The sequence below is a fragment of the Bradyrhizobium sp. A5 genome (assembly GCF_042076515.1).
GTDB lineage: Bacteria > Pseudomonadota > Alphaproteobacteria > Rhizobiales > Xanthobacteraceae > Bradyrhizobium > Bradyrhizobium cosmicum.
Genome location: NZ_CP148990.1, coordinates 6408631 through 6422327, shown reverse-complemented (window position 1 = coordinate 6422327; position 13697 = coordinate 6408631). Strand labels below are relative to the sequence as shown.

14 protein-coding genes are annotated in these 13697 nt (G+C 65.1%); 10 read left to right on the top strand and 4 right to left on the bottom strand.

Annotation, left to right across the window (positions count from 1 at the left end; genetic code table 11):
* Positions 1 to 5 precede the first annotated feature (5 nt).
* The 4 genes from WHZ77_RS30370 (at position 6) to WHZ77_RS30355 (ending at position 3051) form a co-directional block, all read left to right on the top strand.
* Positions 6 to 755, top strand: a complete 750-nt coding sequence (locus WHZ77_RS30370; RefSeq protein WP_375311298.1) for an electron transfer flavoprotein subunit beta/FixA family protein — start codon at positions 6 to 8, stop codon at positions 753 to 755.
* A complete protein-coding gene (locus tag WHZ77_RS30365) occupies positions 755 to 1705 on the top strand; it encodes an electron transfer flavoprotein subunit alpha/FixB family protein (protein WP_375311297.1) in 951 nt (316 codons plus the stop codon). Before WHZ77_RS30370 ends, WHZ77_RS30365 begins: the two co-directional genes overlap by 1 nt.
* A gap of 193 nt (positions 1706 to 1898) precedes the next feature.
* A complete protein-coding gene (locus WHZ77_RS30360) occupies positions 1899 to 2780 on the top strand; it encodes a 3-hydroxybutyryl-CoA dehydrogenase (protein WP_041749092.1) in 882 nt (293 codons plus the stop codon).
* Positions 2781 to 2856: 76 nt separating this feature from the next.
* A complete protein-coding gene (locus tag WHZ77_RS30355) occupies positions 2857 to 3051 on the top strand; it encodes a hypothetical protein (RefSeq protein ID WP_211400368.1) in 195 nt (64 codons plus the stop codon).
* Positions 3052 to 3055: 4 nt separating this feature from the next.
* Here WHZ77_RS30355 and WHZ77_RS30350 read toward each other — a convergent pair whose 3' ends face one another.
* Entirely contained in the window at positions 3056 to 3721 is a 666-nt protein-coding gene (locus WHZ77_RS30350) for a TlpA family protein disulfide reductase (RefSeq protein WP_375311296.1), read from the bottom strand.
* A 105-nt stretch (positions 3722 to 3826) separates the two neighbouring features.
* On the opposite strand from WHZ77_RS30350, the gene argH reads away from it, so the two are divergent.
* The 3 genes from argH to lysA all read left to right on the top strand — a co-directional run bounded on the left by argH (position 3827) and on the right by lysA (position 6897).
* Entirely contained in the window at positions 3827 to 5224 is a 1398-nt protein-coding gene (argH, locus tag WHZ77_RS30345; protein WP_375311295.1) for an argininosuccinate lyase, read from the top strand.
* A 93-nt stretch (positions 5225 to 5317) separates the two neighbouring features.
* Positions 5318 to 5608 carry a lipoprotein gene (locus WHZ77_RS30340; protein ID WP_015688850.1) on the top strand — a complete coding sequence of 97 codons (291 nt, stop codon included), beginning with the start codon at positions 5318 to 5320 and terminating at the stop codon, positions 5606 to 5608.
* Positions 5609 to 5631: 23 nt separating this feature from the next.
* Entirely contained in the window at positions 5632 to 6897 is a 1266-nt protein-coding gene (gene lysA / locus WHZ77_RS30335) for a diaminopimelate decarboxylase (protein ID WP_375311294.1), read from the top strand.
* A 154-nt stretch (positions 6898 to 7051) separates the two neighbouring features.
* On the opposite strand, the gene WHZ77_RS30330 is transcribed toward lysA, so the two are convergent.
* Both WHZ77_RS30330 and WHZ77_RS30325 read right to left on the bottom strand, forming a co-directional pair.
* Positions 7052 to 7942: an NAD(P)-dependent oxidoreductase gene (locus WHZ77_RS30330; protein ID WP_375311293.1), complete on the bottom strand. Its 891-nt coding sequence runs from the start codon at positions 7940 to 7942 to the stop codon at positions 7052 to 7054.
* 205 nt (positions 7943 to 8147) lie between these two features.
* Complete coding sequence (locus WHZ77_RS30325) at positions 8148 to 8531, bottom strand: carboxymuconolactone decarboxylase family protein (RefSeq protein WP_375311292.1); 384 nt, start codon at positions 8529 to 8531, stop codon at positions 8148 to 8150.
* Positions 8532 to 8697: 166 nt separating this feature from the next.
* Here WHZ77_RS30325 and WHZ77_RS30320 point away from each other — a divergent pair, with 166 nt between their 5' ends.
* The 3 genes from WHZ77_RS30320 to WHZ77_RS30310 all read left to right on the top strand — a co-directional run bounded on the left by WHZ77_RS30320 (position 8698) and on the right by WHZ77_RS30310 (position 12945).
* Positions 8698 to 10827: a TIGR02302 family protein gene (locus tag WHZ77_RS30320; protein ID WP_375311291.1), complete on the top strand. Its 2130-nt coding sequence runs from the start codon at positions 8698 to 8700 to the stop codon at positions 10825 to 10827.
* 3 nt (positions 10828 to 10830) lie between these two features.
* Positions 10831 to 11727 carry a DUF4175 family protein gene (locus WHZ77_RS30315; RefSeq protein ID WP_375311290.1) on the top strand — a complete coding sequence of 299 codons (897 nt, stop codon included), beginning with the start codon at positions 10831 to 10833 and terminating at the stop codon, positions 11725 to 11727.
* A gap of 162 nt (positions 11728 to 11889) precedes the next feature.
* Positions 11890 to 12945: an IS110 family transposase gene (locus WHZ77_RS30310; protein ID WP_375309069.1), complete on the top strand. Its 1056-nt coding sequence runs from the start codon at positions 11890 to 11892 to the stop codon at positions 12943 to 12945.
* Between the two features lie 348 nt (positions 12946 to 13293).
* Here the strand turns inward: WHZ77_RS30310 and WHZ77_RS30305 are convergent, their stop codons facing one another.
* On the bottom strand, positions 13294 to 13668 hold the full coding sequence (locus tag WHZ77_RS30305; RefSeq protein WP_375311289.1) for a response regulator: 375 nt from the start codon (positions 13666 to 13668) through the stop codon (positions 13294 to 13296).
* Positions 13669 to 13697: the final 29 nt, after the last annotated feature.

The following is a 13697-nucleotide window of genomic DNA, read 5'->3' as shown; positions in this document are numbered from 1 at the left end:
GATCGATGAAGGTCTTGGTGCCGGTAAAGCGGGTGGTCGATTACAACGTCAAGGTCCGCGTCAAGAGCGATGGATCGGGCGTTGAACTCGCCAACGTCAAAATGTCCATGAACCCGTTCGACGAAATCGCGGTCGAGGAAGCGCTGCGCCTGAAGGAAGCCGGCAAGGCGACCGAAGTCGTGGTGGTCTCCATCGGACCTGCGCAGGCGTCGGAGACGATCCGCACGGGTCTTGCCATGGGCGCCGATCGCGGCATCCTGGTGAAGGCCGACGGCATTGTCGAGCCGCTCGCTGTCGCCAAGATTCTGAAGAAGGTTGCGGAAGAAGAGCAGCCCGGCCTGATCATCCTCGGCAAGCAGGCGATCGACGACGACAGCAATCAGACTGGCCAGATGCTGGCCGCGTTGCTCGGCTGGTCGCAGGCGACATTCGCCTCGAAGCTCGAGGTCGAAGGGAGCGACTTCAAGGTCACCCGCGAAGTCGACGGCGGCCTGCAGACCGTGAAGCTGAAGGGACCGGCGATCGTCACCACCGATCTGCGTCTCAACGAGCCGCGTTATGCCTCGCTGCCCAACATCATGAAGGCCAAGAAGAAGCCGATCGCGGACAAGACCGTTGCCGATTACGGCGTCGACGTCACGCCGCGCCTCGAAGTTCTCAAGACGGCTGAGCCTGCGGGCCGCAAGGCTGGCGTCAAGGTCAAGGACGTCGCCGAGCTGGTGTCGAAGCTCAAGAACGAAGCCGGGGTGCTCTGATGACGACGTTGCTGATTGCCGAACACGAACACGAGGTCCTCAAGGACTCCACCAACAAGGCGCTCACCGCGGCGTCCCAGCTCGGCGGCGATGTCCATGTTCTGGTCGCCGGCGGCGGGCAGGGCACCAAGGCTGCGGCCGATGCGGCCGCCAAGCTTGCTGGCGTTGCCAAGGTGCTGGTCGCCGAAGGCGAGACCTATGCGCACGATCTCGCCGAGCCGCTGGCCGCGCTGATCGTCTCGCTGGCCCCGTCCTACGACGCGATCGTCGCACCCGCGACCTCGCGCTTCAAGAACGTGATGCCGCGCGTGGCTGCCCTGCTCGACGTCATGCAGGTCTCGGAGATCATCAAGGTGGTCGCGCCCGACACCTATGAGCGTCCGATCTATGCCGGCAACGCCATCCAGACGGTGAAGTCGAAGGACGCCAAGAAGGTCATCACGGTGCGCACCTCGACCTTCGCCGTCGCCGGTGAAGGCGGCAGCGCCGCCGTCGAGAGCGTGGCGGCTGCGGCCGATCCGGGCCTGTCGTCCTTCGTCGGCGAGGAAGTCGCCAAGAGCGACCGTCCCGAGCTGACCTCGGCCAAGATCATCGTCTCCGGTGGCCGCGCCATGCAGAGCCGCGAGAACTTCGCCAAGTACATCGAGCCGCTCGCCGACAAGCTCGGCGCCGGCGTCGGTGCTTCGCGCGCGGCGGTGGACGCCGGCTATGCGCCGAACGACTGGCAGGTCGGCCAGACCGGCAAGGTGGTGGCTCCCGAGCTCTATGTCGCGGTGGGCATTTCCGGCGCGATCCAGCATCTGGCCGGCATGAAGGACTCCAAGGTGATCGTCGCGATCAACAAGGACGAGGACGCGCCGATCTTCCAGGTCGCCGATTACGGCTTGGTCGCCGACCTCTACCAGGCGGTTCCTGAGCTGACCGACGCGCTCGCCAAGCTCGGCAAGTAAAAACGCGATAAAAACACCGGCCGGAGTGCTACACTCCGGCCGGTGTTTCTTTTTCGAGGCGTTTTCTTTGGCGTGGGGCACGCCGGGGAAGCGATCCAATCTAGGTTTCGAGCCAAGGTTCTGATTAAATCGGACCTCCCGGCTCGGGGAATTAAGCAGGCGCGATATGCGCGCCGTTCCGGTGGATGACATTATGGCGGCAGTGATCAAGAAGGTCGGCGTGATCGGCGCGGGGCAGATGGGCAACGGCATCGCGCATGTCGCGGCGCTGGCCGGCTTCGACGTGGTGCTGAACGACATCTCGGCCGACCGCCTCAAATCCGGCATGGCCACCATCAATGGCAATCTGGCGCGCCAGGTCTCCAAGAAGGGCGTCACCGAGGACGACAAGGCCAAGGCGATGGCGCGCATCTCGCTGGCCGAGAAGCTCGACGACCTCGCCGACTGCGATCTCGTGATCGAGACCGCGGTCGAGAAGGAAGAGGTCAAGCGCAAGATCTTCCACGAGCTCTGCGCGGTGCTGAAGCCGGAGGCGATCGTCGCTTCCGACACGTCCTCGATCTCGATCACGCGGCTGGCTGCTGCCACCGACCGGCCCGAGCGTTTCATCGGCATTCACTTCATGAATCCGGTGCCGCTGATGGAGCTGGTCGAGTTGATCCGCGGCATCGCCACCGACGATTCGACCTTCGAGGCGTCCAAGGAATTCGTTGCCAAGCTCGGCAAGCAGGTCGCGGTCTCCGAGGATTTCCCGGCCTTCATCGTCAACCGCATCCTGCTGCCGATGATCAACGAGGCGATCTACACGCTGTACGAAGGCGTCGGCAACGTCGAGGCGATCGACGCGGCGATGAAGCTTGGCGCGCATCATCCGATGGGTCCGCTGGAGCTAGCCGATTTCATCGGCCTCGATACCTGCCTCTCCATCATGCAGGTGCTGCATGAAGGGCTCGCCGATTCCAAGTACCGCCCGTGCCCGCTGCTGGTGAAATACGTCGAGGCGGGCTGGCTCGGCCGCAAGACCCAGCGCGGTTTCTACGACTACCGCGGCGCCAAGCCGGTTCCGACGCGCTGATCCGATCCGCTTCGTGACAATTCATGTCGCATTAACCCATCGCCCCTAGGCTGCGCTCGGTACGAGGGTTTGCGTAATGGACATGATGGCGATGGTCAGCACCATGCTGGCCGCTCAGCAAGGCGCGCTGCAGTCGAATATCTCGGCGACGCTGATGAAGCAGAACGCGGACGCGGAGAAATCCACCGTCCTGACGCTGCTCGGCGCCGGTCAGCCCTCGCTCGCCAATGTCGGCGCCGGCGTTGGCGGAAACCTCAACGTCACCGCCTGAACTCCTAAAACGATGCGGCGGCCTTGCCCGTCGCGGCCCGGAGCAGCTTGAGCGCGTCCTCGCTCGCCCATTCCGCCGGCCCCGCGATCGTCGCGATCTCGCAGCCCTGCGGGTCGACCAGCACCGAGGTCGGCATGCCGAGGGCCCGGCCTATGGCCTTAAGATCCTGAAATACCTTGGCTTTTTGGTCGTTGAAATAGCCGAGCCGGGTCAGATTGGCCTCTTTTAGGAAGGTCTTGGGTTTCTCGGGGTCGCGGGTGTCGATATTGATCGCCACCACCTCGAAATTCGGGCCCGCCAGCTTGCCCTGGAGTTCGTCCAGCGCCGGCATCTCCTTGCGACACGGCACGCACCAGGTGGCCCAGAGGTTCACCAGCAGCGTCTTGCCGCGGAAATCGGACAGCTTCTTCGGCTTGCCGTCGGCGTCCTCGAACGCCAGGTCAGGCAGCTTCAGGGGTACGCTCGCCATGGTCAGGGCCGCCACCTCGCCATGGGCGAGCGGAGCGATCTTCGAGGCCGTCGCCACCGCGGCCCGGCAGGCCGGATCGCCTGAGGGCGCCCGGCTCAGGCCCAGTACGTACAGGGCGGCGAAGCCGGCCAGCCCCCCGATCGCCACCGTGGCGATGACGAGGGGGATCCGGCGCGTGGCGGAGGGCTTCTGGTCGAGCATATCGTTTGTCATCCGGTCGCAGATATGGCTATCAGGGGCCTCTTAATACGGCTGGCTCCGGCCAGCAAACGTGGCTAGCTGCAGGCAAGGCGTGAGCAGGGGATCATGAGCAACAAGATGTGGGGCGGCCGGTTCTCGGAACGCCCCGATGAGATCATGGAAGAGATCAACGTCTCCATCGACGTCGATCGTCACCTCTTTGCCCAGGACATTGCCGCATCCAAGGCCCACGCCGCGATGCTTGCCAGCCAGGGCATCATCACGGCCTCTGATGCGAAAAATATCGGTAAGGGTCTAGACACGATTCTGTCAGAGATCGGCTCGGGCGGCTTCACGTTCAAGCGCGCGCTCGAAGACATCCATATGAATGTCGAGAGCCGCCTGTCGGAGCTGATCGGCCCGGCCGCCGGCCGCCTGCACACCGCGCGCTCGCGCAACGACCAGGTCGCGACCGATTTCCGTCTCTATGTCCGCGACATCCTCGACGAGACCGATGCCGCGCTCGCCACGTTCCAGGCGGCACTGGTCAACCGCGCGCTCGAACATGCCGCGACCGTGATGCCCGGCTTCACGCATCTGCAGACCGCGCAGCCCGTGACCTTCGGCCACCACCTGCTCGCCTATGTCGAGATGGCCGCGCGCGACCGCGGCCGTTTCCAGGACGCGCGCAAGCGGCTCAATGAATCGCCGCTCGGCGCCGCCGCGCTTGCCGGCACCTCGTTCCCGATCGATCGCCACGCCACTGCCAAGGCGCTCGGCTTCGATCGCCCGATGGCGAATTCGCTCGATGCGGTCTCAGACCGCGACTTCGTGCTGGAGACGCTGTCGGCGGCCTCGATCTGCGCCGTGCACATGTCGCGCTTCGCCGAGGAGATTGTGATCTGGACCTCGCCGCTGGTCGGCCTGATCCGGCTCAGTGACAAGTTCACCACCGGTTCCTCGATCATGCCGCAGAAGCGCAATCCGGATGCCGCCGAGCTCGTGCGCGCCAAGACCGGCCGCGTCATCGGCGCGCTCAACGGTTTGTTGATCGTGATGAAGGGCCTGCCGCTCGCCTATCAAAAGGACATGCAGGAGGACAAGCAGGGCGCCATGGAGGGCTTTGCCGCGCTGTCGCTGGCGATCCGCGCCATGACCGGCATGGTTCGCGATCTCGTCCCCGACGAGGCGAAGATGAAACTTGCTGCCGGCGAGGGCTATGCCACCGCGACCGATCTCGCCGACTGGCTGGTGCGGACGCTGAAGATGCCTTTCCGCGATGCCCACCACGTCACTGGCCGCATCGTGGCCAGGGCTGCCGAGGGCGGCGTGGCGCTGCATGAGCTGCCGCTCAAGGAGATGCAGGCGATCGAGCCCAGGATCACCAAGGACGTGCTCGGCGTGCTCTCGGTCGAATCGTCGGTGAAGAGCCGGACCAGCTTTGGCGGCACCGCGCCGAAGAACGTGGCGGCTCAGGCCAAGGCCTGGGTGAAGCGGCTGGAAAAAGAGCGAAAATCGGGCTGAGGGCAAAATTTCGCTTATGTTTCATGGTCATCCGGCTCTCGCCAGAGCGCGCCAATCTCTGTATGGTGCGGCCCGCGTAGTGGGGATTTCGTCGTGACGTCAAAGTTTCGCCCGGCCGGCTCGGGGTGGGCCATCATTGTCTTGAGCCTGACGGCGCTCGCGCTTGCCGGCTGCGGCCGCAAGGGCCCGCTCGATCTGCCGCCGACCGCCTCCAGCGCGTCCACGGCCAATGTCGCGGCTCCAACCGACACCGAGACCGAAGCCCAGAGGACGCCGAGCGTGTTCAATCCCACCTATGGTGCGGACGCCGCGCCGGCGGCGACCAAGGGCAAGAAGAAACCGTTTATCCTCGACCCGCTTCTGGACGAAAGACCCAGCCGCTAAGGCCGGGTAGCTGAGCCAATGCCATGAACCATTTCGACTATCGCAACGGCGTGCTGCACGCCGAGGCGGTGAGCCTGTCCGAGCTGGCCGCAGTCGTCGGCACGCCGTTCTATTGCTATTCGACCGCGACGCTGGAGCGCCATTACCGCGTCTTCACCGACGCCTTTGCCGGCGAGAAGGTGCTGGTCTGCTATGCCATGAAGGCGAATTCCAACCAGTCGGTGCTGCGCACGCTGGCGAAACTTGGCGCGGGCGCCGACGTCGTCTCCGGCGGTGAATTGAAGCGCGCGCTGGCCGCCGGCATCCCCGCCGGCAAGATCCTGTTCTCCGGCGTCGGCAAGACCGAAGACGAGCTGCGTGCCGCACTCGCCGCCGACATCCTCTGCCTCAACGTGGAATCCGAGCCCGAACTCGAGCTGTTGTCGCGGCTCGCGACCGAGATGGGCAAGACCGCGCGCATCTCGTTGCGCGTCAACCCGGACGTCGACGCCGGCACCCACGCCAAGATCTCGACCGGAAAATCCGAGAACAAGTTCGGCATCCCGATCGCGCATGCCCGCGAGGTCTATGCGCGCGCCGCCAAGCTGCCGGGCATCAAGGTGACGGGCACCGACGTGCATATCGGCAGCCAGATCACCGACCTCTCCAGCATGGAGACCGCGTTCCGCATCCTTGCCGAATTCGTGCAGACGCTGCGTGCCGACGGTCACGACATCAGCCACGTTGATTTCGGCGGCGGCCTCGGCATTCCCTATTACATGGACCGCGAGGCGCCGCCGGCGCCCGACGTCTATGCCGCCATGGTCAAGCGTGTCAGTCACAATCTCGGCTGCACGCTGATGTTCGAGCCGGGCCGCATGATCGTCGGCAATGCCGGCATCCTCGTCGCCAAGGTGATCTATGTGAAGCACGGTGACGGCAAGAACTTCGTCATCATCGACGCCGCGATGAACGATCTGATCCGGCCGACGCTGTACGAAGCCCATCACGACATCTTGCCGGTGACGCAAGCCGCGAAGGGCGCAGCCACCATCCTGGCCGACGTCGTCGGCCCGGTCTGCGAGACCGGCGACTATCTCGCATTGGACCGCGCCCTGCCGACGCCGAAGCCCGGCGATCTCATCGCCATCATGACCGCGGGCGCCTATGGCGCTGTGCAGGCAGGCACCTACAACACGCGGCCGCTGGTGCCCGAGGTGCTGGTGAAGGGCGATCAGTACGCCGTGGTGCGCCCGCGCATCGAGGTCGAGCAGCTCATCGCGATGGACAAGCCGGCACCGTGGTTGTGAGCCGGCGCCGCGCCAGTTCGTGTGGCTAACCAAAAAACTGCAAAACAACCCCATGCACAGTAGCCTTGGGGTTGCCTGAATGACACGCGGTGGTCCGGCGAAACTGCTTGATAGGCCACGCAAATCAGCAGTGTCAGCGCAATCGGCGTGAGCGCTACTTCTTTCCGCCCACGACGACCCCCGCCTTCTTCTCGATTGGCTTGATCGCCGCGGTGAAGTCGGAATCGGCGCCTTCCGCACTGATGATCGTCTCCCACAGTCGCCCGACCGCATCCGCGACCTCCATCGACAGGCCGAGCGACTTCATCTCCTCAAGCGCCAGCCGCACGTCCTTCACCATCAATCCCGTGGCGAAACCGAAGTCGAAAGTTCGCGGCAGCACCGAGCGCGGAAACTTGTCGCGGCTGGCGGTGTTCATGCCGGAGCCGGCGTTGATGACGTCGATCATCACGGCGGGATCGAGACCGGCCTTGACGCCCATCACCACGGCTTCCGACGTCGCCACCATCGCGGTGGCCGACAGGAAATTGTTGGCGAGCTTCATGGTCTGCGCCGCGCCCGGTTTCTCGCCGATGAAGAACACCTTCCCGATCACGTCGAGCGCGGGCTTGAGCAGCTCGAACTCCGCTTTCGGCCCCGACACCATCACCGCCAGCGTTCCCTTCTCGGCGCCGCCGACGCCGCCGGATACGGGGCAGTCGATCTGCACGATGTTGCGTTTCGCCAGGAGGCCGTGAATCTTCGAAGCCATCGTCGAGCCGACGGTCGACAGATCGATGAAGCGTTTGACGCGGCTCCCCTCGATCACGCCGTTCGCGCCCGTGGCGACCTCGAGCGAAGCCTGCAGCGAGGGCAGGCTCGCCATCACGGTCTCGACCTGGTCGGCGACGTCCTTCGGTGATGTGGCAGCAGTCGCGCCGCGGGCAGCGAGCTTGTCCGTGACCTCCTTGCGCGCGTCGAACACGACGAGCTTGTGGCCTGCCTCGATCAACCGCCGCGCCATCGGGAAACCCATGTTTCCGAGGCCGATGAATCCGATGTCCATGGTGTTTCCTTTGTTTGTTGTTGTGCGTGAGAGCAGGGTCACGTTTTGAGCTCGTCGTCCCGGGGCATCGCGAAGCGATGAGCTCGAGACCTATAACCCCAGGCATCGTGATGCGAGAGGGCAACTCCGAATCCTCGTAACCATGGTTTTGGATCCCGGGCTCGCGCTTTGCGCGCTCCGGGACGACGGAGACGAGGGACCGGCCTCACACCTTGCCGTCGATCTCCGCGAACACCTCGCGCGCGATGCGGAAGCTGTCGACCGCGGCCGGCATGCCGCCGTAGATCGCGACCTGCATCAGGATCTCGCGGATCTCGTCGCGGCTGACGCCGTTGGTGAGCGCGCCTTTCAGATGCGCGCGAAACTCGTGCTGGCGGTTGAGGATCGCGATCATGGCGATGTTGAGCATGCTGCGGGTCTTGCGCGGCAGCTCCTCGCGGCCCCACACCGTACCCCAGCAATATTCGTTGAGCATCTCCTGGAACGGCCGGTTGAAGTCGTCCACGTTCTTCAGGGCGTTGTTGACATAGGCCTCGCCCAGCACCGCTTTGCGGACTTCCAGGCCCTTGTCGTGCATCTTCTTGTCCATGGCGTTCCCTCTGTTTCCCTTGGATGGCGGCGCGGAAATTACGGGGTTGCGGTGGGCCAGTCACGTCCTCGTGTTATGCGGGAAAAGGGGGCTCTCCCGTACGGGAACGGATGCCTCAGTGCTGCCGTTGTGGTAGGCTTCTCTCCCGGGCAACCTGGAGAGTTGATTGAACGGCGTCACACCCGACCCGTCAGACCCGATCCGCGATGGCGACGCTCTGTCGCGGCTGAAGCTGGCGCAGGCCCTGCAACGGGCCACCTATGCGATCGCGTGGGAACGTGCCTGGCCGCATCTGGCTCGGCTGTTGACGGTTGTCGGCCTGTTCCTGGTGGTGTCCTGGGCCGGCCTGTGGCTGGCGCTGCCGTCCGTCGTCCGGGCCATCGGTCTCGTCCTCTTTGCCGGCATCGCCATTGCCGCCCTTGTTCCCTTGATTCGTTTCCGCTGGCCGCGTCGCGAAGAGGCTCTGGCCCGGCTCGACCGCGGCTCCGGCATCCGTCACCGCCCGGCCACGACGCTCACGGACACGCTGACCTCGCAGGACCCGATCGCGCAGGCGCTGTGGCAGGCGCAGCGCGAGCGCACACTGGCCTCGCTTAAGCGCATCCGTGCCGGTCTGCCGCATCCGCGCCTTGCCTTGCATGATCCCTGGGCGTTGCGCGCGCTGGTCATGGTGATGCTGGTCGCGACCTTCTTCGCCGCCGGCAGCGAGCGCGCGATGCGGCTCGGAGCCGCTTTCGACTGGAACGGCGTGCTGGCACCGAGCAACGTTCGCGTCGATGCCTGGGTTACCCCGCCGCTCTACACCGGCAAGCCGCCGATCATTCTGTCGGCCGCCAACAAGGAGGCCGCGGCGCTGCCCGCCAGCGGTCCGCTCGCGGTGCCCGCCGGCTCGACCCTGATCGTGCGCTCGTCCGGCGGCAGCCTGGATGTCGCCATCTCCGGCGGCCTCAAGGAGGTCGCACCCACCGAGGCCGCGCCTAAGGGCACCAACGAGAAGCACTTCACCATCGCGGGCGACGGCAACGCGCATGTCCGCGCGCCCTCGGGCCAGCCGCAATGGGCCTTCACGGCGATGCCGGACCGCGCGCCGACGATCGCGCTCGCCAAGGATCCCGAACGTCAGGCCTATGGCGCGTTGCAGCTGTCCTACAAGATCGAGGACGATTACGGCGTCACCGCCGCCGCCGCGCAGATCGTTCCGCGCGCCGCCGAAGGCACGGAAGGGACCAAGGACGCGACCAGGGATACCGACGGCAAGGCCGCGCGGCCGCTGTACCAGCCGCCGCAATTTCCGCTCACACTGCCCAATGCGCGGACCCGCAACGGCGTCGGCCAGACGGTGAAGGACCTCAGCGAGGATCCCTATTCCGGCGCGGATGTCACGCTGACCCTCACCGCCAAGGACGAGGCCGGCAACGAGGCGAAGAGCGAGCCCTTCAACATGCGCCTGCCGGGGCGGCTGTTCACCAAGCCGCTCGCCCGCGCGCTGATCGAGCAGCGCCGCATCCTCGCGCTCGACGCCAACAGGAATTCCGACGTCTACACCGCACTCGACGCGCTGATGATCGCGCCCGAGATGTTCACACCGGAAGCCGGCCAGTATCTCGGCCTCCACAGCGTCGCGCGCCAGCTCGAGGCGGCACGCACCGACGACTCCCTGCGCGAGGTCGTGGCGAGCCTGTGGGCGCTGGCGGTGACGATCGAGGACGGCAACATCAGCGACGTCGCCAAGGCATTGCGCGCGGCGCAGGACGCGCTCAAGCAGGCGCTTCAGCGCGGCGCCAGCGACGAAGAGCTCAAGAAGCTCATGGACAATCTGCGGACCGCGCTGGACAATTACATGCGCCAGTATGCGCAGCAGATGCGCAACAATCCGCTGGCGCGGCCGGCCGTCGGCCTCGACGACCAGATGAAGCGGATCGAGCGGCTGATCCAGCGCGGCAACCGTGACGCGGCCGCGCGCGAGCTGGACCGGCTGGCGCGTTTGCTGGAGCGGCCTCCAGGGCCGCCCAGCGCCGAGCAGCGCGAGATGGACGAGATCGCGCGCGAGCTCAACGATCTGCTCCGCGAGCAGAACGCGCTTCGGGACGAAACCGACCGCCAGAGCAAGGACGCCAAGCGCGGTCCGCGTACCAAGCCTCTGCCGCCCAAGGTCGCGGAGATCCTGCGCAAGTCGAGAGAGCTGCGGCAGAAGACCCGTGGCGCCACCAGCGATCAGCTGGAGGATCTGGCAAAGCAGCAGGAAGCCTTGCGTGAAGAGCTCAAGACCTGGCGTGAATCCCAGGGGAGCAGATAGCTCATGAAGCACATCTCGATCTGGCAAAACGGGAAGACACGGGGAGGGCTTGCGACGGCATGCCTCGCCCTTGTGCTATCCTGTTCCACGGCTTCGCTCTGCCTGGCGCAGTCGTCGCGCGCCGACCAGAAGAGTCTGGACGCGCTGCTCGACAGCGCCGATCGGTCGATGAAGCAATCTGCCGACAGCCTGAAGGACAAGAACACGGACGAAAGCGTCGGCCAGCAGTCCAAGGCGATTCGGGACATGGAGAAATATCTCTATCCCGATCCAAACGATCCATCGGCCCAGCGCGAGGGGTCTCAGGATACTCAGGGCCGCCAGGAGCAATTGAAGAAGCGGCTTGAAGCCCTCAAGAAGAAGCTCGCCGAGATGGGCCTGCAGCAGGATGGTCAGAAAGGCCAGCGCGGGCAGAAGCAGCCGGGGCAGCAGGGCCAACAAGGACAGCAGGGCCAGGGTCAGGACGGCGACCAGGATGGCGATGACGGCTTCGACGCCGCCGAGAACGCCATGGGCGACGCCGGCAATCAGATCGGCGAAGGCGATGCCGATGGTGCGACGGCATCGCAGGGCAAGGCCATCGACGCCCTGCGCAAGGGTATGCAGGATCTGGCCGACTCGATGGGCGGGCAGCAACAGGGCGAGGGCCAGGAGCCGGGCGACGGCGAGGGCCCCGGCCAGGCTGTCGGACGCCAGCAGGGCAACGGCGAACGGACCGACCCGCTGGGTCGGCCGCTCCGCGGCAAGGAATATAGCGACGACTACACGGTCAAGATTCCTGGGGAGATCGACGCCCAGCGTGCCCGCCGCATCCTCGAAGAGCTCCGCCGCCGCCTGAGCGATCCGGCGCGTCCGCAGATCGAGCTCGATTATCTCGAGCGTCTGTTGAAGGATTTCTGAGCGGCGATCGTAGATGGGGTAACGGGCCGGCCGCCCGCTCGCTACGGCGCGATTTGGAAGCGCGCTCGCGAGCGGCCTGTTGGATGGAAGGCGGTCGTCCCTCAAATTGATGGTGTTTAACGGAGTCGGGCAAGCCCGCTCCAAGCATCATGAGGGACGACCGTGTACCACTATGCAGGAATTGACGTGTCTTTGGAATGCTCGAGCGTTTGCCTGGTGGATGGAGCGGGCAAGATTTTGCGCGAGACGAAGGTTTTGAGCGAGCCGGAGGCTCTGATCGGGTGGTTCGGGTCGCTGGGGCTGACGTGCGAGCGGATCGGTCTGGAGGCAGGTCCGTTGTCGCAATGGCTGTACGCGGCGATGCGGGATGCAGGACTTGCGGTCGAGCTCTTGGAGACGCGGCACGTGCGCGATGCCTTCAAGGCAATGCCGGTGAAGTCAGACCGCAACGATGCGCGCGGGATCGCCCAGCTGATGCGGCTGGGCTGGTTCCGGCCGGTGCACTGCAAATCCGTTGCATCGCAGGAGACGCGGGCCATTCTGACGGCCCGCAAGCTGCTGCAGTCGAAGCTGCAGGATGTCGAGAACAGTCTGCGCGGCGTGCTGCGGGGCTTCGGCCTGAAGGTCGGTAAGACCACCGAGCGCACCTTCGCCGAACGTATCCGGGAACTCGTCGCCGGTCACCCCGGACTTGAGCTGGTCGCCAAGGCGCTCCTCCAGGCCCATGCCGTGCTACTCCAGGAGTTCAAGAGCCTGGACAGGCACACCCAGAAGCTCGCCAGAGCGCAGCCCTCCGCCAAGCTCCTGATGACGACGCCTTCCGTCGGTCCGATCGTGGCGCTCACCTATGCTGCGGCGATCGACGATCCGAAGCGCTTCCGTTCCTCGAAGGCCACTGGCGCACACTTTGGTCTGACCCCAAGGAAATACCAATCAGGAGAAACCGACTATACCGGCCGCATCAGCAAGATCGGCGACGCCTCCGTACGCGAGGCGCTCTACCAGGCGGCTCACGTCATGCTGACCAAGCCGCTGAAGAATTGTTCGGCGCTCAAGAGCTGGGCCATGCGGATCGCCAATCGGGCCGGCATGCGCAAGGCCAAGGTCGCCCTGGCACGCAAGCTTGCCGTCATCCTGCATCGCATGCTCGCCGATGCCAAACCCTTCAACCCCGAGGTCAAAAACAAGGCCAAGGTCATCGCCATGGCCGCAACTTAAACAAGGAAGCATCAATCGGTTCTGGGGGAGTCACGACATCAGGCTCTCCCTGAGCGAGGTCCCTAGCCGGGACGATGGATCCGGTCAGGCCGCCATCCGGGAAGTGGGTCATAACCACGCTTCCGTAGATTGGCCGGCCGGCTCCTCAAATGCACCCCATCAGGCGACGGCCTTCGCGCCGATCCCGTACAGAAGCAAGTGCCCGGCAACAGGATCGCGCAAAAAGGGATTGACTAACCAGGGCCCGTTACAGAAGCCCGGATGGAGCGCAAGCGTAATCCGGGACTGCTGTCGCGCGGAACTTCCCGCATTCCGCTGCGCGCCATGCGGGCTACGATATCGGAGCCGCTACCCCTTCTTCGCCGCCAGCGCGTCCGCCACCGCCGTGCGGATGTCCGCGACCGAGAACGGTTTCGTCACGACGTCATGCACCAGCGCGTTCAAGTTCGAGGCGCGCTCGCGCTGATCGGCAAATCCGGTCATCAGCAAAATGGTCAGATCGGGAAAGTCGCGCGCGACGGAGAGGGCGAGTGCGATGCCGTCCATCACCGGCATCTGGATGTCGGTGAGCAGAAGATCGAACGCGCCGTCCTCGCGGGTCAGGATCTCCAGCGCCTCGGCGCCGTCCTGCGCGGTAATGGTCTCGTGGCCGTCCATGGCGATGGCGCGCGCCACCAGCTGGCGCATCGAATCCTCGTCGTCGGCGATCAAGACTTTCGGCATCAGACCAACCCTTGGGACGAGCCTTCCCC